The sequence below is a fragment of the Vibrio sp. HENC-03 genome, assembly GCF_000305755.2.
Classification (GTDB): domain Bacteria; phylum Pseudomonadota; class Gammaproteobacteria; order Enterobacterales; family Vibrionaceae; genus Vibrio; species Vibrio owensii.
Genome location: NZ_JH976064.1, coordinates 510,965 through 532,354, shown reverse-complemented (window position 1 = coordinate 532,354; position 21,390 = coordinate 510,965). Strand labels below are relative to the sequence as shown.

The following is a 21,390-nucleotide window of genomic DNA, read 5'->3' as shown; positions in this document are numbered from 1 at the left end:
AAATCGCATAAGGGTAAGTAGCAAGGAGCCGCTTGATTTAAGTGGCTCCTTTTTTCTTTTCGAGTCTTTCTGATAGGTATCCCAATGAATAAATCTCTGACGCTGCTTTGCGCGCTGTTTGCCGTGCCGTGTTTTTCTGCTGACCACAAAATGCCAGATTTTGGTTTAGATGTGTCCAATACAGATGATGAATGGATTGTGACTGCCTCAGGGTACTTACAAGCAACAGAAGAGTGGAACATTTCTGCTGAGGTCGATTCTACGGGGTATTTAGAATTGGGGACGGGATATGGCGTTATGCTCGGGCAATTCTACACCGAAGCATTTGTGAGCTATGGCCGCGCAGATCTGTTCGACGTTTATGATGCGGGCGTGTTTACCGGAACCGCGTTAGGGGATGATTGGATGGTTTTCGCCAACAGTTCTCATGAGTGGAGAACCAGCTCAATTGGTAAGTCATTCCCATCATTGGAAAAGACAGAAAGGGAGTGGAAAAACACCGTTGGTGCAAGCTATACACCGATTGATTTTATCCGGCTTGGTTATTCTTATAACTACGATAATAAACTCACAGAGGGTGGTCATCGAACCAATCACGAAGTGCGTATTACTTTAAAACCGAAATGGATAGAGCCTTATGTGAAGTACACATTTGGTGAGCATCGAGTTTCACCAGGATCGACCAAGATAAGTGAAGAGAACAGCGTAGAACTAGGTATTAATTTTAACTTTTAACTAAGGTGGGAGTATGAACTTTCAATCCATTATTCTTGAGTATGCAGTGGCAATTATGGGCTTACTTTTGACAGGAATAACCCTCTAAGCAGGATGCTCAGAGGGCGACAAAATTAACGGTTGATGTTGTAGCGAGCCATTGCCGCTTCTTCTGTTGTCACGACTGTTTTACCAATCGGAGCCAGAGAGATAACCGCCAGTTTCAGGTGTTGAAGTGCGAACGGAATACCAATGATGGTTACGAAGCATGCTACGGCAGAAAGTATATGACCGATTGCCAACCAAATACCTGCAAATACAAACCAAATCACGTTACCAATCACGCCAAGCGGGCTAGTACCGATGTCCATTTCATTGGTCAGTTCATCTCGTGAAACCGCTTCTTTGCCGAATGGGAAGAACGAGAAGTTACCCATCACGAAACAAGCGCGTCCCCATGGAATGCCGATGATGCTGATGAAAGCCAGTAGTCCGAAGAACCACCATAGCAAACCCATGAATACGCCACCGAATACAAACCAGATGATGTTGCCGAGTGTTCTCATTTAAAACCCTTTTTGATTTATAGCGTTGTGTTAAGTATGTCACACGAATCTTAACAGAGGATGAATGGACGCACTTTATCTTAAATAAGCAATCATTGATGAGAATGCCTATTCGATTGAGGGAAAACAGAGAGCGTGTTGCGGGGAGAAAAGAGAAAAGGCTCTCAACGATAACGTTAAGAGCCTTCTTAGATTACGCGGTCGCCAAGTTCAAACGTGGTACCGGTTTGTCATTGATCGGCAGGTGAATAAGAGCCGCGATAAATGCCAACACGACTGTTGACCACCAGATTGGATCGTAAGAGCCGTAGTAATCGTAAATGCGGCCACCAACCCAAGCACCTAAGAAGCTGCCTACTTGGTGAGTGAAGAACACCAAGCCGTACAAGGTTGAAAGGTAGCGAGCACCAAAAATCTGGCGCACTAAGCCGGAAGTCAGTGGCACCGTGCCTAACCAACAGAAGCCGATAGCACCACCAAAGATGGCTGCAGTGTGTTCGGTGACAGGTAAAGTCACAAAAGCACCAATCACCACCGTGCGCATTAAGTACAGCGCAGACATAACGTGACGCTTGTTAAAGCGATCGGCCATCACACCCCAGAAGTAAGAGCCAAAGATGTTGAAGATGCCAACATACGCCAGTGCCATCGCTGCTGTCGAAGCCGGTAAATCTTTATCTGCCAAGTAACTTGGTAAATGAGTGGCGATAAACATGACATGGAAGCCACATACGAAGAAACCGGCGTGGATCAACCAGTAACCTTTGTGTGCGAAAGCTTCTTTTAACGCTTCTTTCAGAGTTTGCGTATCTTCTTGAGCATTTGCTGCGTTGTTGGCTTGTGGTTTTGCTGTTCTCATGAACAACGCAAACATCACCATAAAGCTACACAACACGGCAAACACCTGAAGCGCACCTTGCCAACCAAAGTCACTTAATAACGCTTGTGCGCCGGGGATCATCGCAAACATGCCGAATGAGCCCGCAGCAGTTGTCAAACCAAATGCTTTTGCTGCGTGTTGGGCAGGGACCACTTTCGCCACTGCGCCTAGCACGATCACGTAGCTGGTCGCGCTTAAGCCGAAGCCAACTAGCACACCCAGCGACAAATACATCATGGTTGGTTCAACTGCGATAGAAGTCAGGTAAAGACCCAAAGCGTAAGAAATGGCACCTAAAATGATTATACGCTTCGCGCCCCAACGGTCTGACGCCATACCAACAAACGGTTGGAACACACCAAACAACAGGTTTTGCAAGGCAATAGCAAAGCTAAAGAACTCGCGGCCCGTTTGGAAGTGGTCTGAAATTGGCATCATGAAAATGCCGAACGATTGTCTGATCCCTAGACAGATAATCAAAATCCCTATTCCAAGCCAAACAAGAATTGGAAATCGGAAAATACTCATAATTTGCTCTTATTAATGATGATGGTGGTGATGAGAGTGATCCTGGTGTTCGCCGTCGCCAGTGGTCTGATGGCAACCGCTGTTGATGGCTTGCTCTGCTAATATTTCCAATAACTTAGGTGAGTTATGGACGATGATTAACGACAGGCCCAACATGACGGACATTCTCAGCACCTGAGCGAAAATGGTTTGAGAAAAAAGCATGCATTGTGCGCTCAAGTAGAAAAAAGAGCGCGAAGTGTAGAGATAAGTCTGTGATGACACAAATGATAAAAAGTGAAGTAAGGTATGCGTTTTATGCATGTGTTTATCAGGTAGGCAGACCAAGATAAAAAGCGGTGGGTATTCGTTCTAAACTTGATTCTAAAAACGACAAAAGCTCATGCTGTCTGGGCATGAGCTTGATCTTGTTTACTTGGTTTCAAATCTTTTTAGCTGTTTTGAAAAGACTCTAGAGCCGAAATGGAGGTTTCAGAAACCAATTCTCCATCCATGTAGTAGCGCACTTCTTCTCCGTCTTTGATTCCTGTTAACGTCGCCTTTGTGCCATTGTCGTAAACGATGTGCATTTGAATGGTATTTTCGTCAACCTGATACATTTCACCGGACTCAATTTCTCTATTGTTGCTCAATGGGTCGATAGGAGCATCTTGTAGCTCTGGGCTTAGATCATCGTTCACGTTGATGTGAGTTTTCGTTTTGCTATCGAAAATGTGTGGCGCACCTGTAATAGGGTTCTTGCCTGTCCAGAATTCAAGAGAGTTGAAAACCACATAATCTGCAGCAGTCGTAATACCATAAACAGGAGCGAGTAAAAAGTTCACACCAGCGCGAGCATAGCGGTTATCAACAACTTCAACGTTAAACTTCATTAGTTTTCCGGTTACAGCGTTGCTGCCAACGCAACCTGACAGTGAAACAGCGATAAGAGAGAAGCCAATTACTTTAATAGCAAGTTTTTTCATGTTATTTCCAGAATCGTAAATAGAACAAAAGACGGCGCAGATTCTGGATGAAAATTAGCAAGAATAGTTACCATTTTACGCCAAGGATTGAATTAGATTGGTAAGGGTGGTGGTTATCTTTCTAACTGATTTTATTAATGATTGGTTAAGTTGAAGTCATCAATGAGTGTTATGAGCCTTAACGGTTATCAGTTCTTTAGGGATGGGTAGAAACTAAAAAACACGACAGATATGCCGTGTTTTTATTACATCTACTTGTTTGGTTTTTTGCTGTATTTTTAAAGTTTTTGTTCTGCCGTTACTAGTGGGACGCGAGTTGATACAGCGTGCAGTGCGATGTTGTGGATCATTTCATCGACCGTTGTACAGCAGTCCATAAGAATCGATACCTCGTATTTTTCTGCCGCTTTAGAAATCGCAGTATGAGTGACACAGTTTTGCGTCATCATGCCAGTTACTAATAGCTCTGTTACCCCGTGTCTTTGCAGTACTTCTTCAAGGGTTGTTTGTTCAAAGCCGTCTGCAAAGTGTTTGATAACCACATCAGCATTTGGCGCTAGCGCTAAGATCTCAGGGTGAATGTCTGCGCCTTCAGAACCTTCGTTAAAGAAAGGCGCAATGCCCATTGCTGGGTCGGCGATGTGCTGAATATGAATGACAGGAATATTTTTCTCATTCGCTTTAGCAATGGCGCTCTTGATGTTGTTTAGTGTTGCTTCTGTATTCCATAGAGGGAATTTACCGTTAGGGAAGTAGTCGTTTTGTAGATCGATAACAAGAAGTGCTGCTTTGCTCATGGTGTTTTCCTTTTGTTTCAAGTGAATGTGTTGCTTTGGTATGGGAGCTATTATGCGTGCTTTCTTTTATCTTGCTCAGTGTCTAAAATGACAAAAAATAGGTCAAAAACGACATTTCAAATGAAAAAGATAAACATTGCTATTGTGAACTATCCGGGGGCTTCAAAAGCGTCAGTCTATGGTTTGCAGGAGCTGTTTGAGATGGCAAACCGTGCTTCGATTGAGCTGGATGTTGAATGCCGCTTTCATGCCGACATCATTGATTGGAAAGAAGGCGTTACTCAAGCCGATGATTTTACGGTCGTCATACTGCCGCCAAGCGGTGCGCAGCAATATTACCTTTCACCAAGTGAGGCGTTAACGTCTTGGTTGTTTGAGCAGCACAAAGCTGGTGCGGTGGTGGCGTCTGCATGTGCAGGGGCGTTTGTTCTCGCTCACGCTGATTTGTTGAATAACAAAGCGTGCACGACACACTGGGGCTTGGCAGGGTTATTCCGAGATAGGTTTCCTAACGTGACGCTTAAGCCCGAGTCCATCCTTATCAATGAGGGCAGCATCATTACCGCTGGTGGCATGATGTCTTGGCTTGATTTGGGGTTGGAGCTGGTTTCTCAGCTAAGTACATCTGCCGTGATGCGTTTGTTGGGAAAGATGTTGGTGGTCGATACTGGTGCCAGAGAGCAGCGTTTTTATCAGCAATTCACGCCTAACTTTCAGCATGGTGATAGTGCCGTTCTTAGTGCCCAGCACTACATGGCTGATCATTTCTCACATGTGATTTCAAACCAAGCTCTATCGGAGATCAGTTGTTTAACAGAACGCACGCTTCAGAGACGTTTTCAAAAAGCGACAGGTTTGAACTTGAATCAGTATCTGCAGCATCTTCGTGTGCAAAAGGCGTGTGATTTATTAGAGTCGAGCAACTTAGCTTTTGAAGTTATCGCTTATCAAGTTGGGTATCAAGACGCGAGCGCGTTTCGCAAAGTGTTCATTAAAACCATGGGATTGGCTCCCAAAGCGTTCCGCGCTCGTTTTAGTGCTTAATTATCGACGCACTGACTGTTCAATGTGCTGACAAATCGCTTCGGCAAGTTGGTGGCTAGCGATATTGCGCGCTACGATTGCAGAAGAGATTTTGCCTGACTGGATGACTTCAAACCAATCCAACAGCATAGAGTGAAAGCCTTTACTGGTCAGCATTGGCGTCCAATCTTTTAAGCTCAACTTCTGCTCTTGATTGTCTTGCCACAGTTTCCCTTCAACAAACGAATCAAACTCCATTGCTTTGTTTGAATAGCACGCTTGGACACGTTCAGTGGTGATTCCAAAATGGCGGTTCATGGATGCATGAAGTTGTGTCTCACCATGCTGCCATTGGATATCTAAACGAGCCAGTTGGTCACCATCCATTTGATGTGTAATGTAAGCGTCTTTCAGATCTGCTCTGGCCGTGATGTTCACGCTATCAAGAGGATGGATAAAATCATCAAAAATGAAGGTACGGATATCCCCCGGTAATTGATGACGGTTTTTCTCCCAACGCAGAGATTTCAAGCCTGAAAGTTCGCCTTTCTGGATGTTCGGCATATGTTGATTGTAGAGCGGAATATGACGGCGATTGAAGCCAACATACAGAGGCTGTTTCACGCGTTCTGCCAGTTCATATAGCTTTTCTACTTCAGCAGCGCTGTCTGCCAAAGGCTTATCAACAAATGTCGGGATGCCTTGTTCTAAAAAGAAAGACGCGATTTGAGGGTGGACGCTGGTAGCGGCGTGAATCATGACCGCATCTACGCCCATGCCAACCAATTGTTGATAGTCTTGGCAGGTTTCTGCGATTCGATACTGTTGAGCGAGCGCGTTGAGTGCGTTTGCATTGCGGGTACAAAATACCAACTCAACATTTGGAAGCTGAGTGATAACAGGAAGGTAAGCTTTTTGAGCAATGTCGCCCAAGCCAATGATGCCAATTTTCATTTTGAGTTCTTCTTTCGACGTTCTATTTGCAGGAAAAGAGTATAACTTGAATTTGGCTCCTCGTTTATGAGCAGGTTATCGATAATTCTGTATTAATGAATGAACCCTGCGTACCGTAATACGCAGGTATCTTCTTAATATGCAGGTAACGTATTAATCCGCAAACGATGTTAGGAAGCTCAAGCCATAGCATCGGTTGTAAGGGCCAAGAATAACCATTTGGGGTGTGTCTTTGGTGCTAAATTTACAAGTTTTACTGATGCCATTGTGAGTAAATGTTGCCGTCATCTCTTGCTGGTTTTTAGGTACATTCAATGCTCTAGAGAGCGTTTTGCTTGGAAGATTATCGATCGTTTTCCCTTCGACCGTGACGCTTATTTGGGAACCTTTTGTCACGTCGCTTGAGTCTAAAATATAGATTGGAACTTCGTCTGAGGAGGCACTGGAAATATTAGGTTTGTTTTGAACCGACAGTTCGTAATAGCCCTTATCTACGTCACCGAAAGCGAACACGATCTTGTGGTCACCCGAGTTTAAAGTGAGTTTCTTTTGGGCTAACTCATTTTGTGAGTTGGTATCAAAAAGTTTGAAGGTATAAGGAATGGTGTGGCTTTTCTGTTGAGCAATCAAAAGGCTTGATGAGGAAGCTCCATATTGAATGATGTCAGAATACATGAGCTGCTCTTTTCCATTCTCGTAAGCTTTTAACTGCACATCTGAATATTGGTTTTTCCCAAAGTCGACAAGATTAACGGTTTGAACATGAACGGCTTGAATCGGGTCTGGGGTGAGCGATGGTTGATTGTCAGTACCACAACCTGAAAGAACGGCGGTTGTGATTGAGATTGCGATGAGTGTTTGTTTTTTCATTATAGAACCTTGTATTGCATGAAATTTTCCACCTAGCCATAGATGTTGATTTGAATGCTTATGGTTCGAAGTAGGAGAGGGTAAATATCCCCCTCCTTTTGGTTATGAATATGATTATTAGCTTTGACGACAAGTCTTAAAGATATCTAAAGCGCCGTCGTAGGCATTGGTTTCCACATCCATAATGCCCAACAATGAATGGAAGACATTATCGTGTGAGTGCGTTGCCGTTTGTTGTGCTTCTCGTGCTAAACAATCGGTGTTGACATGTTTGGCTTGTTTAAAGCCCGGTGACATCCAAAGCATCATAGGAACACGCTTTTGGAAGTCCGGTGCCAAACCATAAGGCATGCCATGTAAGAACAATCCGTTTTCGCCCAGAGACTCGCCGTGATCAGAGACGTAGATCATCGCCGTGTTGTATTTATCTTCCAACGTTTTCAGTTTCGCAATGGTTTGATCCAACACGAAGTCTGTGTAGCGGATCGTGTTGTCGTAAGAGTTAACAATTTGTTCCACGCTGCAGTTTTCAATATCTGCGCGAGGGCAGTCTGGTTGGAAAAACGCTTTGTCTTTCGGGTAGCGCTGGAAATAAGTCGGACCATGGCTGCCAATCAGGTGAAGCGCAACAACTCGGTTACCTTTCATGCTCGCGATTTGGTCGTCCAAATTGTCTAGCAGCGCCATGTCGTAGCAGGTATTGCCGTTGCAAAGCGTGTTTTGTTTGCCGCGTGCGACATCCATCTTATTGATCTTATGAGCGACGCCCTTGTCGCCACCGTCGTTGTCTTTCCACATCAAGTCAATGCCAGCACGCTGCATGATGTCCAATGCGTTATCTTGGTTGTCTGCTTTACTGCGATCGAAGTCGTGGCGTGGTAATTGAGAGAACATACAAGGCACAGAGACAGCCGTTGCGGTACCACAGGAAGAAACGTCTTGGAACGAGATGACGTCTAACTTACTGGTGTATGGGTTAGTCTCTCGTTCATAGCCGTTGATTTGATAATTCTGAGTTCGTGCCGTTTCACCTAATACAAAGACAAGCAGCGTCGGCTTCTCTTTTGCTTGCTCTAGTGCAAGTTGGGATTGTTTCGCATCCGTACCAATCTCACGGTAGGGTTCTGGCGTGGTTAAGTAGTTTTCTTTTACATAGCTAGAGATCGCGTACACGTATTGAGTCGGAATGATGACTTTCTTTAGGTAACTGTTGTTACGACCAACTGACGCATAGTCTTGGTAATACATGCCTGCAATCACGGCGATAACTGCCAACGAAGCCAGCATTGAGACGATTTTGGTCAACGTGAAGCGAAGCCATTTGCCTTCAAGAGGCTTAAACTTAATCTTGAAGACGACTAGGGCAGGGAGAACTCCCATCAATAGTGTCCAGATAAGTGAGTAGGCACTCAAGTATGAGCTGGCTTCACTGGTATCTGTCTCAACGATGTTGGTGATCATGTCCGTATCGAACAAGGTGCCGTAGTTGTAGCTTGCGTAACTCACCATGCCCGATGTGATCAGCAATAAGATGAAGAAAGGCTTGCTGATCCAAGGCCAACTGAACAGGTTAAATAGGAAATTCAACGCCGCAAAAAAGAAGATTGGAATCGTAATGATGAAACCGATCTTAACCTGGTCGAGATCCGCAAAGATATGAACCAACTCTTTGTAGATGGGGATATTGACTACAAGAGCGAAATACAAGGCTAATAAAAGCGTAAAGGTAATGTAGGAGATACCTTTCGTTGGGAGTTCAATTGTCTTCATAATTGACGTGCTTCGATGTGACTAAAGTAAAATCGACGCCCAAACAAATAGGGCGAGAAAAAGTGCAACAAATACTGCTGCTGAGCCAATGTCTTTGGCTCTTCCACTGAGTTCATGCCAGTCATCGCTGACACGATCGACAACCGCTTCGATGGCGGAATTAATCAATTCAACAATCACGACCAACAGAAGGCTGCTGATCATCATGATGCGTTCTAAGGTGGTGACAGGAAGTAAGAATGCGCAAACAGAAAGGACAAGTGTAAGTATCAGTTCTTGTCTGAAAGCGGCTTCATGAGTCCACGCTGCTTTCAATCCTTGAAGTGAATAGCCGGTTGCGTCCAATATCCGGCGAATGCCTGTTTTACCTGGTTTCAAAATGTGGCCTTTTAACTGCTAAGCCCTAAAAAAGAGGGGCGCTTTGAGGGATAAAGCCTCCCCTGATGACAGAAGTGCATCGAATTGGAAAACATGAAACTAATAGGTCGAGCGTGAAATATTTGTGAAATTAACGTCGCTCAACGCAAAATTTTGTGTAATTGATGCGAATTTATACGTTATGAATCAAGGTCGTATACGGTATAGCCTTTGTTCGCTAGGCATTTCCGCAGAACTAAGGATTGAGTTTTGGTTGAATCGTTAGCACCACCAACAGCCCCAGCACCTGCACCAACAGCAGTGCCTGCCACCGCGCCCACAGCAGCGCCGCCAATGCCATTTTCTAATGCACCTGCAACGGCACCGATCAACGCACCCGTAACGGCACCATTTTGTGCTTCAGTTTTAGCGGCTTCGCCTTTATCCACTTTTTCTGCGTAACCTTGGCAATACGTGAAGTCTTGCTCGTATTGGGCTTGGTCAACATTGGTCATATCGACAACTGGTTCTTGGTTGTAAGCACAAGCAGCAAGTGTGGAAGAAAGGGTGACGAGAAGAAGAGGTTTATACATTGCGTTGATCCATTATTGCCGTGAATTTATGGATTAAAATGTACACTGTTTTATTGTGGTGCTCTGTCGGCCAATTGTATTGAAGTGTCGCCTTTTGTAATGGCGTTTAAGGGAGTATTGATAAGTTTATGAATTTACTTGGGAAAGCAGATTGTAAAACACGCACCGCCGTACGGACTGTGTGAGACATAGACTTCGCCGTTCTGCAATTCAACGATCTGTTTGACGATGGCAAGCCCCAAACCGAACCCGCTAGTGCTCTTGTTACGCGATTTATCAGCGCTGTAAAACGCATCAAACAGATGAGGCCAATCTTTCTCTTCCACACCACAGCCATCGTCATGCACACGCATACAAGATTTCTCCGGTGTCTCCATAATCTCTAGCACGATTTGGGTTTGTGCATAACGCATTGCATTGCGAAGTAGGTTATCTAAGGCACGTTTTAGCAGTTTCGGATCGGCATCAATGATCGCCTGTTGTGAGCTCGTGTCGTCAATCAAGATGGAAAGTTGGGTGTCACGTTGCCACTTGGGTAAAAACGATTGAGCAAAGCTTGATAAGGCGACAGAAGAAGTTTGAATCTCGGCATTTGGTCGCTCCATTTTGGCGTAGTAGAGCAGTTCTTCCACCATATTTTCCATGTCGTCGATATCTTCTACGATGCTGTCGACGTACTTCTGTTGTTGTTCATTTAAAGCGGCGTCGGCCAGTAGATCGGCTTGCCATTGCAGACGAAAGATCGGAGTACGAAGCTCATGCGCTACCGCATTGGTGAGCATTTTATTGGTGGTGATGAGTCGAGATACCTTATCAGCCATATGGTTGAAGCTTCTATTTAACGTACCGACGGATTTGGCACTGGAGGTGTCCGCTCTGGCGTTGAAATCTCCAGAGGCAAAATCAACGGTAACCTTCTCTAAAGCGCGAACTCGTCGACTTAAGAACCAAATCAGCAAGACACAATACAGCGCAAAACCAGCAAGGAAAAACAGCCAAACGATGTTGTCGTCAAAATTGATGGCTTGAATGATAGGGCTGTTAGGGTTTTGGGTTAACTTGAAGATAGGGGAGCCGGGTTCAAAGCGAAACCACAAGTCTCGCTCATCATCAAACGCTGTATTAACGGATGGATCTTCATCGAATGCTTTTTGCACCTCAGGAGGAAGATTCGTCATTTCCTGAGCAATTAACAACATGTGACTCGATGTTGCGAATTTCTCTAATTGCTGAACGGTGTATTCCTCGCCTTTTTCTTGATACATCGGATAGATCAGCTCATGGAAAGCTTGAGCTTCATGCTCTTCTAGTAGGTAGTCGTAGTCCGTATTAAGCTGATAAACAATGACTTCGTAGCCAACAAGACTGGCTACAAATAGGATGATCAGACCTAAAAAGCTTTCCAGATAAATACGTTTCATTACGCATTCCAAGCATCGGGCATAAACAAGTAACCTTTACCGCGCACAGTAATGATTTTCTGTGGTGGTGTAGTGCTGTCGCCTAACTTTTTACGCAGTGTCACGACACGGTTATCAATGGTGCGGTCGGTGCCGTCGTATTCGATGCCACGTAATGTTTTGGTGAGCCACTCGCGAGAAAGGGTTTGTTCAGGATGGCTTGCGAGTACCCAAAGGAGATCAAATTCACCGTCGGTGAGAGGAATGGGCTCTTGGTTTAGAGCGCACGTTTTACGCAGACGATTAAGGCACAGGACGCCAACTTCTAAACATGTGTCTGAATCTGTTGTTGATGCTTCTTTACGGCGTAATAGCATTCGAATACGAGCGAGCAGAACACGTGGCTTGATCGGCTTAGTCACAAAATCATCGGCACCAATTTCAAGCGCAGCAACATGGTCAAAATCATCATCACTGGCAGTAAGCATCAGCACTTTGCCTTTGTAACATTCACGGATCTGACGGCAAACACTTAATCCATCTTGCCCCGGTAACATCAAATCTAAAAGAACGAGATCTGGCTGGCTTTCAAGAATCGCATCCGGAGCGTCCGTTCCATTGTCTATGCAACTAACTTCAAAGCCTTGTCCTTCAAAGTATTCGCTTAGCATAGCCTGCAGTTTGGGATCGTCTTCCACGATGATAAGTGATTGCTTAGTGTCTTGTACGTTCATAGCAGTGATGCATCTTGTAGGAATTATCCCTGAAACTTAAACAAATTTGTCAGGGATTTCAATAAACGCATTTGCATTGATGAATGGTTACCCTAAAAGGCTTTTTACCTTGTTAGTATGGTGAATTCTACGTTTAAGGCTAAACACATTCTCAAAAACGTATCTAGCCTAGGAACAACTCTGAGGTTTTCGATCTTGCTGATATGGCTCGCTGATGTATCACAAAATGACGCTAAGTCTTCTTGGCTCATATTAATTCTATTTCTTTTACTTCTTAGTTCGTTGATCAGTTGGCAAGTTGAGCTTGATGGAAGATCACTTGAAGAGGGAAGCTCATTTACGTTATTAGACTGCATGGGATTGTGATCAGAAAGTATTTAATGCAATTAGTAAAAATGGTACTGAGATTTTCGTCCATTTATATGTAATTTATGACAAGCTATTGTGTGAATGAATGACATAAAACTAAAAATAATTAGCTCTCTTATCAAATAGTATAAGAAGAATTATGAAGTGGGGACTTTTAAATTATAAAGCGATGATGAATATTTACTTTTTCCATTGGTTTACATGAGATTTAGTAAATGCATTTTTTATTTAGAGAAAAATTTATACATAAGTATAGTGTCCCAGTTTTATTCTTGGCCTCTTTTTTACCACTGAAAAGTAATGCGTCAGTTGAAAAGATTGAAATACCGACTTTGCATCAAAGTGGAGTTGTTAACGTTGGACAAAGTATTACAGGAAGCGTTAATGGAAGCATGGGATTGAACCTTTACTCTGCAACGGGTGAGAGGAACAATTACTATTGGATTGACGCTACAAGTAAAGAACGATTGATGAATGGTATCTTGTATACTCCGAAGCAAGCTGATGCAGGGAGAAGCATATCTCTGTGTTTAGACTCATCGTGTTCTGCTTCCGTTTATGTGAACTTTCCTGATCGGTTAAGAACTGCTAATGATCTTGTTGATTATCGAGACTGGTGGTCTGTGAGTCAAACAGTTCAAGATAATGTTGTACTGAGTGCAGATAGCGATATCGGCATTACAGTGGATTTTTCATATATCGGACCTACAGGGGATGACGAAGAAGGCTCCAAAGTTGGTGTTGGCTTATGGTTGAGTCTGATACAAGATAAAGTTGATAAAAAAGTCATAGCAACTCAGGTAAGTGAGGGCACCAATACTCCGGATCTAAGTGGGAAAAAGGTAGACGTTCAAGCATATTACGAATTGAAGAGCCTTAATTTGGCTGAAGTAAATGTAGTAGAGATATGTGAGGAGGTTTACTTTGATGTAGGTAGTACAACTTGGAATGCGTGTACTACTAGGATTGTTGCGGAATCTGATTGTGATCCTTACTGCCGCCCACCTACTAAACAACAATTTGATGTTCTTTTCCCTTCGACATCGTTCAAACATGAAGAGGATGTTTGGAATGCAGATAAAACTGCGAAAAAAACTTACACAGCAGCCCCGTCTTTTGAGGGAGATGAGCATCTTCTAAATTCATATTGTAAAGCACTAGGTGGCAAGATAAGTGCGCTTTCTGCTGCCGATATGCAAACCCTCGTCAATGAAGATATGGATGAGATTGATGCGACTTGGCCTGGAGAAACAGGGTACTGGTCAAGCAATCACATCGAATCCGGTTTCGCTGTCACTGGTGGGTGGGGAGAAGTCACTATGTTAAGTGATGATCTTTCCGTTCAAAAAGCACCTCGCTCTTTCTATAAGGGATATTATATCTGTAAGAAAAATACGGATTAATATTTATTGTTAGCACTATTGCTTTATTTTTACAACAAATGCTAGCAATAGTTTGTTCTATTTAATAAGTGTTGGTTAGCGAGATATTTTACTTTTTACATTCTTGCTAACCAATTTAAATTTGTTTCATTGAACATAGGTGACTGAGCTTCTTAATTATAACTCATCGGAAGATTTAAAAGTCTCTTACTTAATGAAATAAGGTAACGAACAAACGGAAGGTATTATGAAAAAATTTTCATTTATTTTGTTTTATATATTAGTGGGAATAATACCCCAGAAAGCGCTATCCGGTACGTCAGCATCAGCGCTAGACAATTTAGGTAGTCTAGAAATAGTCTCCGAAAGCTTCTCTATAACGCGGCAAAGCATGGGTACATCTGGGCAGTATGTTCTTTTTTCCTATGTTGATGGTGAGTTGGCGACGAACTTTGATAAACAAGGGAACCCTCAAGACATTTACTGGCAAGCTGAGAATGGTGTCAAACTGAGTAGCAAAGTCTACTTAACCAGTAACACTATTGAAACAAATAAAGTACGATTTTGTATTGATAACAACTTGAAGGTTCAGTGTTCTGAGTATGTGAGCAGTCCTGTAAGCACTAGACAAATCATTGAGAATACAGGCGGTATTGAGATCGATTTTGTTGACAGTGATAACCTTATGGTGGGTGTACAACCAGAGTCCTACTCTCAGTCTATTGATGGGGCGGGAGTGTTTTCGTTCATCTACCAAGAGCACTTGGATCAAAATGAACGTGTACTAGACAATACGATCAGTTATTTTGTCGATGAACAAACATTGATAGGCAAAGCTGTTACTAACGAAACAAGCACTATTAAAGCTTGCGCTATGGGTGGTTTTTCAATTGGTAATCCGACTGTTGTAAGTGATTGTTCTCCTTCGTATCAAGTTGATGATGGGGTAGGTGAAACAGCCTTATGTCTTTACGAGCATGCTCATTACAATGGTCGCAGCTTGTGCTATTCCACTAAGGACATAAACAAACCTTTAAAGCTTCCAGCTGACTTTAACGACATCACGTCATCTTTCACTATTCGTAATGGGTATCGTGTGACTTTAGTTTCTGACTATGAATTTGGTCGAAAAACTAAATATAGGACTTATTACAAGGATGAAAAGTTCGTTAAGTATCTGAATGATAAGACATCAATGATACTGATCGAACCTGATGATAGTCTTGCCTGTTTTTACGAAAATGATGACTTTACAGGTAAGCGTTTATGCGTTGCACCAAAGAAAGCTGTGTACGACTTGAGTGATCATTACATCTACACATTTTCTGCGATGACAATATCACCACGATTGACTCGTGGTTACAAAATCAAACTGGGTAAAAAACGTGGTAAACACCATTATTATGGATGTTACCGATGGACTCGAATCTGGCACTCTTCTAGTCATTACAATGACAAAGCGGCTAGGATCTGGGTGAAGTAGTTGTAATTCGCCACACAATGTGAAAACACATTTCAGGACGGATCAGTCAAAACAAAAAAGCTCCGAGATTACTCGGAGCTTTTTAATTGCCTAAAGGTGACTAACTAGCCTGTGGAGCAGGTTGTTGGTTGGTAACCTCGGTTTGTTCTTGTTGTACTTCCTTGGCAAGGATTTCATCTTGTTGGCGTTGATGCCCCATAATTTGTCCGTAGTTTTGTTTAAGGTATTGGAGGGTTTTAACCGCCGCGATGAAGAACACTGGTATGATCAATACGATGATCAGTACAGGGAATGCTTTAAGGATGTTTAAGTCTGCATTAATCAGCAAGAAGATGATTGGCAACGCTGTTAGCAACAAACACCAGAATAGGCGGAACATCGGGTTTACGTTTGCTTCTTCATCTAGCTGCTTAGTCGCGATGCCTGCTAGTGAATACGAGGTGCCATCTAGTGTTGTTACTGTAAACAGAATCATCGTGACTAGGTAGATAGCAGTAAGCAACATCGGGATAGAGGTAGAATCAAATACTTGCTTCACCAACTCAGTTGGCTGACCTTCACCAATCAGTTTGACACCATCAACGACGCCGTTGTTTACAAGATCCATTGAGAAGGTGCCACATACACCGAAGATAACCGCAGAGCCCATTGTGCCGCCAATCACGAGGATGAGAACCACGTCTTTTAGCTTCTGACCTTGGATGATCTTAGTGATGAAGACACCTACACCCGGTGAGTAAGAAATCCAGTTCGCTAGGAAGAATACCGTCCAGTATTGAGGGAACAACGTTGTGCCATATGGATCTGTGTTGGTGCTCATGCGGATGTATTCAGTCAACATGATACCAATGCCATTGGTTAAGTTGTTTATGATCAGAGCGGATGGTCCGATGATGAAGATGATACCAACAAACGCTGCACAGATATAAATGGTTGCACTAGATAGGCGGGCCATGCCTTTCTCAATGCCGATGTAAGAGCTGAGAGAGAAGATCACTGACAACCCAAGGATAACGCCAATACCCAACATTAAATTGTCTGGAATGCCCGTTAAGCTCGCTAGGTTAGAGGAAATCATCGGGATCCCCAAACCTAATGTTAATGCGGTTGCAGCAAGCGTTGTGATAATAAACAGTAGGTCAATAAACTTTTGCGCCCAAACCGGTAAACGGTCGTCAAACAGTGAGTTAATGACACCACTTAAGCTCATTCGACGGCTTTTCTTTAGGTAGAATACGACGGCGAATGGGATGGCTACAATGAGGTAGATAAACCAGCCTGCTGCGCCCCAGTGGAACATGTTGTAAGCCGTAGCGTATTCCATTGCCATGGCTTTATCTGTAATACCGAACTGAGGGTCCATGAAGTAGTATACCGCTTCAATAAAGCCCCAGTACATGGTGCTTGCACCCATGCCCGCAGACAATGCCATTGCGAACAGTTGGAATTTCGTAAACTTAGGTTTGGTGTCGCCCATACGAATATCGCCATATTTAGAAAAGGCGAGGAACAATAGGGCACCTGTTGCAAAAAGTGTGTACCAAAGGAAACCAGAACCGAAGTTAATGACGGTAAAATCTAGCATGCCGCTCATGGTGCTTTTTACGGCTTCTGGGTATACCACTGCAAGAATACCTAGAAGCAGTACAAATCCAAAACTGCCAAAAGTAAGTTTCCAGTCGATTTCTGAAGTATTCAATTTCATTGTGACTTTCCAATATTGTCTATTAATGAGAATACTCGGACGGCCTTGTTTATTGTCACTGACACTCAGGGTGTCTGCCTTTCTCCCGTTCCCATACGAGTAATTAGAAAGGCAGACAGTGTAGGGTTAGAGGGATGTCAGTCTTTTGCTGTCTCTGTATTAATTGTTTATGTCATGAAGCATGCGGTTTATTCGAAAACGTACGACGCCACAGACATTTCTTTCACTTTGTCCCAATCCATTTCAACACCTAAGCCATTGCCTTCAGGAGCACGGACATAACCTTCTTTGTCGGTGCGGATAACGGTTTTCGACGCTAGCTCAAAGTCTTCGTAAGGGTAGAACTGTTCAAAGAATTTGCAGTTGTTGTGCGCAAGAGCGACGTGCAGGTTTGCGGCTTGCGTTAGCGTGTAACCCATTGATTGGATCTCTAGGTTCTTAGAGAAGCCCTCTGCAATGTGGAAGCATTTGTTTAGAGGTGTAATACCACCGCAAACCGTCGCGTCTTGGCGAATGTCAGACCACATCTCTTGTGATAAGGCATAGGTCACTTCTTGCAGTGTTAACAAGCAGTTACCATGACTAGAAATCTCAAGGTCAGTGTTTTTAACTAGGCGTTTATAAGTGTTGTAGTCGTAATCAGAAACCGGTGCTTCTAACCATTCCCAGTGGTAGCGTTCTAGGCGTTTGGCCATTGCCATTGCTTGTTCTGGCGTGTAGAAGGTTGCCGTATCAAGCATGAATCGAATGCCTGTTTTGCCGTAACGAGCCTGAACTGCGTCAACAAGGGCAACGTCCTTTTCGTACACGCAGTAGCAGTGAAGCTTGATTGCTTTAAAGCCGTGTGCAATACAGTCGTCTAGGTACGGGAAGTACTCTTCTACGGTGTCGAACATTGGCGTCGATGCGTAAGACAACATTTTGTTTCGAGCGCCACCTAAAAGCATGTAAAGAGGCATGCCCGCTTTTTTGCCTTTGATGTCCCATGCTGCAATATCAATTGGCGCTTTAGCCGGCAGACCACCCCAAGTACAACGCGCCATTAACCAGTTGTAGAGCTCTTGAGTTGCCAATGGATTTTTACCCAGTAAACCTGGAACTATGGTGCGTTGAGATTCGATAATGCAGCGGTCAAAATCGTTCTCTGTGTAGCTGATTGTTGCGCCTAACCCCTCTGTACCATCGTTACAAATTAGACGGACGATGTTATTGGTGTATAACAAAGGTTCTTGGTTATCTGCCCATGGTACAGGTGCTGCATCGCGGTCTGCTACAGCGTAAAGTTCTACACGTTCAATTTTTAGATCGGTCATTTTTCAGTCCTTACAGGCGTGAGCCATTTTTAATCATGGTGGCGCGAATCTCCGCGACATTTAGGTCACGAATCGCCGTATTTGTATCAATCGCTTGTGCAGCAGCAATGCCAGCTGCATGACCAAGCTCAAAGCATTGCGCGGTGACGCGAGCAGAAGCAAGGGCTTCGTGTTCGGCGCTCAAGCATCGACCAGCAACAATGATATTTTCACCAACGACTGGCACTAGCGTGTGGAATGGGATGTCGTAGTAATCGTTAATTAGCCAGTGCAGTTTTGGTTTGTCGCCGGAGTGCAATTCAATAGGCCAAGGGGTACGGCAAATACCGTCTTCACGCTTGCGACAGTTAACAACGTCTTCATTAGTTAGCGTTTCGACACCAACAATAGAGCGCGTTTGACGAATGCCGACTTCTACACCGGTGTCGACAACGAATGCTTGTTCACAACCAGGAACGAAGTTGTTCAAGAAACGGGCGTACTCACGAACTTGGCGACGACCAAACACTTCAGCCTCTGTGAAATCTTCAGGATCAATGACGTTCAGCATGCGACCATCTTGGCCTGCAAGGCGTGTCGCATTGACCATCAGCTCGTTCGCTCGTGTGGTCGGAAAAATCCAAATCTTATGACGTGGCAACTGGTATTCGCCGCTTTCGTTGGCTGCGAGAATGTTTTCGGTGACTTTTGGAGGGCAGATCGTGTCGTTGCCGTAGTAGTCAAGGTAAGTGTCCATATCGACACCGCCAAAACGGAAGAACATGGTTGGGTTTTGAATGCGACCATTGTCACCAAAGTAATAATCCATACCCGCACGAGCTACCACGGCAGCATCACCAGAAGCATCGATGATCTGTTGACTTAAGATGATACTTTGACCTGCGTTTGATTCGATGATCACGCCTTTAAATGCATCGCCTTCCATGATCACGCCAGTGACCGACGTATGGAATAGAGTTTTGACATTTGCTTGCTCTAGGAAATCATCAGCAACTTCACGCCACATTAAAGGATCGTGCGTCACTGTGTACGTTTTACCGTAACGCTGTGGAGCAGTGACACCACCTTTGTTTTCTAATGCTTGACGAAAACGTTCTGTAAAACCGAATACTACTTGTTCTGGTTGTGCATTTTCATCATCCGATGCCATGTACATACCGCAAATAGTGCCAGATAAGCCCGCGACGGCAGCACCACCGCAAAAACCGTATTTCTCAATTAGCCAAGTGTTTTTACCTAGACGACCAGCCGTTTCAGCTGCGGCAACACCAGCAGGACCTCCGCCAATGACTAAGACTTCTACTTCAGCCAAAACAGGTAGGTCAGGAGTGTGTTCATAACGACGGATAATGTTCCAAGATTTCATTCTTACCTCACTAATAGATGACTGATGTTCATCTGATATATCAGTTGTATGTTTTTAATATATTCGGATTTCTTTTTTTGGTACAATGGCAAAACTTCTTATCGTGAGATTGCTCACTAAAAGATTGATCAATGGAATAGGAACGAGAATGACCGTAAATTCAGTCAATAAGACAGAAGTTGCATACAGCAAACTTGAAAAAATGATCATCTTCCGCGAATTAGAACCAGGGAGTATGGTCAGTGAAAAGCAGTTGGCAGAAGAGTTAGAGCTTGGGCGAACGCCAGTTCGAGAAGCGTTACAAAGATTGGCTTATGAATGTATGGTTGAGATCCACCCGCGACGTGGAATTCAAATCCCAGCAATCTCTGTCGAGAGTCAACTAAAGATCCTAGAAGTCCGTCGCGACATTGAAGCCTTATGTGTCAACTACGCTGCCTCGCGAGCAAGTGTTGAAGAGAAACAGCAGATGTTAATGTTGGCTGAGCAGTTAGAAGCTTGTGCAGAAAACAAAGATGACCTGCTTTACGCGTCTTTACTTAAAGAGATCCATACCTTGCTCGTCAAAGCTGCATGTAATGAGTATCTACAGTTAGCGATGGCACCACTACAAGGTTTATCCCGCCGCTTTTGGTTTGCATTTAAAAACCAAGACTCAGATTTGGTTGAAGCATCTTCTCTTCATGCTGCCGTTTTACGCGCTGTCAGCCATACTGATGCCGAGGAAGCGGTCATGGCATCACATCGTCTCAATGACTACCTAACTGATGTGGCTTATCGAACTATTAAGCCAAGGAAGTAATGCCGTTTTAGGTCCGTTTGATTAAAACAACAAAAAAAGCGGCATTGAGCCGCTTTTTGAATTTCTTCGTCTTAGAATCGCAGAGATTAAGGCTGTTGCTTAGTTGGTGCTAGAGCGATTTCACGGATACAAACGTTTTGTGGTTGCTGATAAGCAAATACAACTGCACGTGCGATGTCATCAGCAGCTAGCACGCCGCCCATGTCTTCTTTCCACGCACCGTAACCATCTTTGATTTCTTGTGATGTAGTGTGAGAAAGCAGTTCAGTTTCTACCGCGCCTGGTGCGATTGTTGTTACGCGAACGTTTGACGCAGCCACTTCTTCACGAACGTTTTCAGAAATTGCGTGAACTGCGAATTTAGTACCACAGTAAGCCGCATGATCTGGGAACGTCTTTTTACCTGCGATTGAGCTAATGTTGATGATAGTACCGCTGTTGCGAGTTTTCATTGGTGCTAGCACAGACTGCATGCCGTTTAGCAAACCAAGTACGTTCACGTCGAACATACGTTTCCACTCTGATGCATCTTGTGTGTCAATTTGACCAAGTAGCATCACGCCTGCGTTGTTTACTAGTGCGTCAGCAGGGCCAAATTTCTCTTCTGCTTTAGCAATTGCCGCTTCAAATGAAGCTTTTTCAGTAACGTCTACTTTTTCACATAGCGTGTTTGGCAGGTTTAGTGCTTCTAAGCGCTCTACACGACGAGCAAGAAGAAGAAGTGGGTGACCTTCATCGCTCAGACGGCGTGCGATAGCTTCACCAATACCAGAACTTGCACCTGTGATTACAATCAGTTTTTTCATCTTTTGTTTCCTT

22 protein-coding genes are annotated in these 21,390 nt (G+C 43.9%); 5 read left to right on the top strand and 17 right to left on the bottom strand.

Annotated elements, in window-relative coordinates; all coding sequences use genetic code 11:
- Positions 1-84: 84 nt before the first annotated feature.
- A complete protein-coding gene (locus VCHENC03_RS20895; protein ID WP_009704820.1) occupies positions 85-735 on the top strand; it encodes a hypothetical protein in 651 nt (216 codons plus the stop codon).
- A 113-nt stretch (positions 736-848) separates the two neighbouring features.
- Here the strand turns inward: VCHENC03_RS20895 and VCHENC03_RS20900 are convergent, their stop codons facing one another.
- The 5 genes from VCHENC03_RS20900 to VCHENC03_RS20915 all read right to left on the bottom strand — a co-directional run bounded on the left by VCHENC03_RS20900 (position 849) and on the right by VCHENC03_RS20915 (position 4,450).
- Positions 849-1,280: a YccF domain-containing protein gene (locus VCHENC03_RS20900; protein ID WP_009704819.1), complete on the bottom strand. Its 432-nt coding sequence runs from the start codon at positions 1,278-1,280 to the stop codon at positions 849-851.
- A gap of 193 nt (positions 1,281-1,473) precedes the next feature.
- Positions 1,474-2,688 carry an MFS transporter gene (locus VCHENC03_RS20905; RefSeq protein WP_020194086.1) on the bottom strand — a complete coding sequence of 405 codons (1,215 nt, stop codon included), beginning with the start codon at positions 2,686-2,688 and terminating at the stop codon, positions 1,474-1,476.
- A gap of 12 nt (positions 2,689-2,700) precedes the next feature.
- Entirely contained in the window at positions 2,701-2,853 is a 153-nt protein-coding gene (locus tag VCHENC03_RS27245) for a hypothetical protein (RefSeq protein ID WP_005535284.1), read from the bottom strand.
- A 266-nt stretch (positions 2,854-3,119) separates the two neighbouring features.
- Positions 3,120-3,653 carry a DUF3332 family protein gene (locus VCHENC03_RS20910; protein ID WP_009704817.1) on the bottom strand — a complete coding sequence of 178 codons (534 nt, stop codon included), beginning with the start codon at positions 3,651-3,653 and terminating at the stop codon, positions 3,120-3,122.
- Positions 3,654-3,931: 278 nt separating this feature from the next.
- The gene (locus VCHENC03_RS20915) at positions 3,932-4,450 is read right to left on the bottom strand and encodes a cysteine hydrolase family protein (protein WP_009704816.1); all 519 of its coding nucleotides are present in this window, start codon (positions 4,448-4,450) and stop codon (positions 3,932-3,934) included.
- 120 nt (positions 4,451-4,570) lie between these two features.
- Between VCHENC03_RS20915 and VCHENC03_RS20920 the strand changes: the two genes are divergently transcribed.
- Positions 4,571-5,494, top strand: coding sequence for a GlxA family transcriptional regulator (locus tag VCHENC03_RS20920; protein ID WP_032802117.1), 924 nt, complete (start codon positions 4,571-4,573; stop codon positions 5,492-5,494).
- On the opposite strand, the gene VCHENC03_RS20925 is transcribed toward VCHENC03_RS20920, so the two are convergent.
- The 8 genes from VCHENC03_RS20925 to VCHENC03_RS28205 all read right to left on the bottom strand — a co-directional run bounded on the left by VCHENC03_RS20925 (position 5,495) and on the right by VCHENC03_RS28205 (position 12,507).
- Complete coding sequence (locus VCHENC03_RS20925; RefSeq protein ID WP_009704814.1) at positions 5,495-6,427, bottom strand: Gfo/Idh/MocA family protein; 933 nt, start codon at positions 6,425-6,427, stop codon at positions 5,495-5,497. It abuts the gene before it with no gap.
- A 153-nt stretch (positions 6,428-6,580) separates the two neighbouring features.
- Positions 6,581-7,297, bottom strand: coding sequence for a hypothetical protein (locus VCHENC03_RS20930; RefSeq protein ID WP_009704813.1), 717 nt, complete (start codon positions 7,295-7,297; stop codon positions 6,581-6,583).
- Between the two features lie 117 nt (positions 7,298-7,414).
- Positions 7,415-9,067 (bottom strand): phosphoethanolamine transferase, encoded by a 1,653-nt coding sequence (locus tag VCHENC03_RS20935; RefSeq protein WP_009704812.1) that lies wholly within the window; start codon positions 9,065-9,067, stop codon positions 7,415-7,417.
- 21 nt (positions 9,068-9,088) lie between these two features.
- Positions 9,089-9,445: a diacylglycerol kinase gene (locus VCHENC03_RS20940; protein WP_032802115.1), complete on the bottom strand. Its 357-nt coding sequence runs from the start codon at positions 9,443-9,445 to the stop codon at positions 9,089-9,091.
- Positions 9,446-9,624: 179 nt separating this feature from the next.
- Positions 9,625-10,017, bottom strand: coding sequence for a glycine zipper family protein (locus VCHENC03_RS20945; protein ID WP_009704810.1), 393 nt, complete (start codon positions 10,015-10,017; stop codon positions 9,625-9,627).
- Positions 10,018-10,151: 134 nt separating this feature from the next.
- On the bottom strand, positions 10,152-11,438 hold the full coding sequence (locus VCHENC03_RS20950) for an ATP-binding protein (protein WP_009704809.1): 1,287 nt from the start codon (positions 11,436-11,438) through the stop codon (positions 10,152-10,154).
- Positions 11,438-12,151 carry a response regulator transcription factor gene (locus VCHENC03_RS20955; protein ID WP_009704808.1) on the bottom strand — a complete coding sequence of 238 codons (714 nt, stop codon included), beginning with the start codon at positions 12,149-12,151 and terminating at the stop codon, positions 11,438-11,440. The genes VCHENC03_RS20950 and VCHENC03_RS20955 overlap by 1 nt, the downstream gene beginning before the upstream one ends.
- Before the next feature lie 104 nt (positions 12,152-12,255).
- Positions 12,256-12,507 (bottom strand): helix-turn-helix domain-containing protein, encoded by a 252-nt coding sequence (locus tag VCHENC03_RS28205; protein ID WP_080773153.1) that lies wholly within the window; start codon positions 12,505-12,507, stop codon positions 12,256-12,258.
- A gap of 228 nt (positions 12,508-12,735) precedes the next feature.
- On the opposite strand from VCHENC03_RS28205, the gene VCHENC03_RS20960 reads away from it, so the two are divergent.
- Together VCHENC03_RS20960 and VCHENC03_RS20965 are read left to right on the top strand one after the other, a co-directional pair.
- Positions 12,736-13,923: a hypothetical protein gene (locus VCHENC03_RS20960; protein WP_009704807.1), complete on the top strand. Its 1,188-nt coding sequence runs from the start codon at positions 12,736-12,738 to the stop codon at positions 13,921-13,923.
- Positions 13,924-14,149: 226 nt separating this feature from the next.
- Positions 14,150-15,385: a hypothetical protein gene (locus VCHENC03_RS20965; protein WP_009704806.1), complete on the top strand. Its 1,236-nt coding sequence runs from the start codon at positions 14,150-14,152 to the stop codon at positions 15,383-15,385.
- Positions 15,386-15,485: 100 nt separating this feature from the next.
- Here VCHENC03_RS20965 and VCHENC03_RS20970 read toward each other — a convergent pair whose 3' ends face one another.
- The 3 genes from VCHENC03_RS20970 to VCHENC03_RS20980 all read right to left on the bottom strand — a co-directional run bounded on the left by VCHENC03_RS20970 (position 15,486) and on the right by VCHENC03_RS20980 (position 19,769).
- Entirely contained in the window at positions 15,486-17,090 is a 1,605-nt protein-coding gene (locus VCHENC03_RS20970; protein ID WP_009704805.1) for a BCCT family transporter, read from the bottom strand.
- Positions 17,091-17,278: 188 nt separating this feature from the next.
- Positions 17,279-18,403: a mandelate racemase/muconate lactonizing enzyme family protein gene (locus VCHENC03_RS20975; RefSeq protein WP_009696264.1), complete on the bottom strand. Its 1,125-nt coding sequence runs from the start codon at positions 18,401-18,403 to the stop codon at positions 17,279-17,281.
- Between the two features lie 10 nt (positions 18,404-18,413).
- Positions 18,414-19,769: an FAD-dependent oxidoreductase gene (locus VCHENC03_RS20980; protein WP_009704804.1), complete on the bottom strand. Its 1,356-nt coding sequence runs from the start codon at positions 19,767-19,769 to the stop codon at positions 18,414-18,416.
- Between the two features lie 148 nt (positions 19,770-19,917).
- Between VCHENC03_RS20980 and VCHENC03_RS20985 the strand changes: the two genes are divergently transcribed.
- Complete coding sequence (locus VCHENC03_RS20985; protein ID WP_009704803.1) at positions 19,918-20,571, top strand: GntR family transcriptional regulator; 654 nt, start codon at positions 19,918-19,920, stop codon at positions 20,569-20,571.
- 86 nt (positions 20,572-20,657) lie between these two features.
- Here the strand turns inward: VCHENC03_RS20985 and VCHENC03_RS20990 are convergent, their stop codons facing one another.
- Positions 20,658-21,377, bottom strand: a complete 720-nt coding sequence (locus VCHENC03_RS20990) for an SDR family oxidoreductase (RefSeq protein ID WP_009704802.1) — start codon at positions 21,375-21,377, stop codon at positions 20,658-20,660.
- Positions 21,378-21,390: the final 13 nt, after the last annotated feature.

Excerpts from the sequence above, each read along its gene's own strand:
- VCHENC03_RS20895 (WP_009704820.1), top strand. The coding sequence starts at position 85 with ATGAATAAATCTCTGACGCTGCTTTGCGCGCTGTTTGCCGTGCCGTGT.
- VCHENC03_RS20900 (WP_009704819.1), bottom strand. The coding sequence starts at position 1,280 with ATGAGAACACTCGGCAACATCATCTGGTTTGTATTCGGTGGCGTATTC.
- VCHENC03_RS20905 (WP_020194086.1), bottom strand. The coding sequence starts at position 2,688 with ATGAGTATTTTCCGATTTCCAATTCTTGTTTGGCTTGGAATAGGGATT.
- VCHENC03_RS27245 (WP_005535284.1), bottom strand. The coding sequence starts at position 2,853 with ATGTCCGTCATGTTGGGCCTGTCGTTAATCATCGTCCATAACTCACCT.
- VCHENC03_RS20910 (WP_009704817.1), bottom strand. The coding sequence starts at position 3,653 with ATGAAAAAACTTGCTATTAAAGTAATTGGCTTCTCTCTTATCGCTGTT.
- VCHENC03_RS20915 (WP_009704816.1), bottom strand. The coding sequence starts at position 4,450 with ATGAGCAAAGCAGCACTTCTTGTTATCGATCTACAAAACGACTACTTC.
- VCHENC03_RS20920 (WP_032802117.1), top strand. The coding sequence starts at position 4,571 with ATGAAAAAGATAAACATTGCTATTGTGAACTATCCGGGGGCTTCAAAA.
- VCHENC03_RS20925 (WP_009704814.1), bottom strand. The coding sequence starts at position 6,427 with ATGAAAATTGGCATCATTGGCTTGGGCGACATTGCTCAAAAAGCTTAC.
- VCHENC03_RS20930 (WP_009704813.1), bottom strand. The coding sequence starts at position 7,297 with ATGAAAAAACAAACACTCATCGCAATCTCAATCACAACCGCCGTTCTT.
- VCHENC03_RS20935 (WP_009704812.1), bottom strand. The coding sequence starts at position 9,067 with ATGAAGACAATTGAACTCCCAACGAAAGGTATCTCCTACATTACCTTT.
- VCHENC03_RS20945 (WP_009704810.1), bottom strand. The coding sequence starts at position 10,017 with ATGTATAAACCTCTTCTTCTCGTCACCCTTTCTTCCACACTTGCTGCT.
- VCHENC03_RS20950 (WP_009704809.1), bottom strand. The coding sequence starts at position 11,438 with ATGAAACGTATTTATCTGGAAAGCTTTTTAGGTCTGATCATCCTATTT.
- VCHENC03_RS20955 (WP_009704808.1), bottom strand. The coding sequence starts at position 12,151 with ATGAACGTACAAGACACTAAGCAATCACTTATCATCGTGGAAGACGAT.
- VCHENC03_RS28205 (WP_080773153.1), bottom strand. The coding sequence starts at position 12,507 with ATGCAGTCTAATAACGTAAATGAGCTTCCCTCTTCAAGTGATCTTCCA.
- VCHENC03_RS20960 (WP_009704807.1), top strand. The coding sequence starts at position 12,736 with ATGCATTTTTTATTTAGAGAAAAATTTATACATAAGTATAGTGTCCCA.
- VCHENC03_RS20965 (WP_009704806.1), top strand. The coding sequence starts at position 14,150 with ATGAAAAAATTTTCATTTATTTTGTTTTATATATTAGTGGGAATAATA.
- VCHENC03_RS20970 (WP_009704805.1), bottom strand. The coding sequence starts at position 17,090 with ATGAAATTGAATACTTCAGAAATCGACTGGAAACTTACTTTTGGCAGT.
- VCHENC03_RS20975 (WP_009696264.1), bottom strand. The coding sequence starts at position 18,403 with ATGACCGATCTAAAAATTGAACGTGTAGAACTTTACGCTGTAGCAGAC.
- VCHENC03_RS20980 (WP_009704804.1), bottom strand. The coding sequence starts at position 19,769 with ATGAAATCTTGGAACATTATCCGTCGTTATGAACACACTCCTGACCTA.
- VCHENC03_RS20985 (WP_009704803.1), top strand. The coding sequence starts at position 19,918 with ATGACCGTAAATTCAGTCAATAAGACAGAAGTTGCATACAGCAAACTT.
- VCHENC03_RS20990 (WP_009704802.1), bottom strand. The coding sequence starts at position 21,377 with ATGAAAAAACTGATTGTAATCACAGGTGCAAGTTCTGGTATTGGTGAA.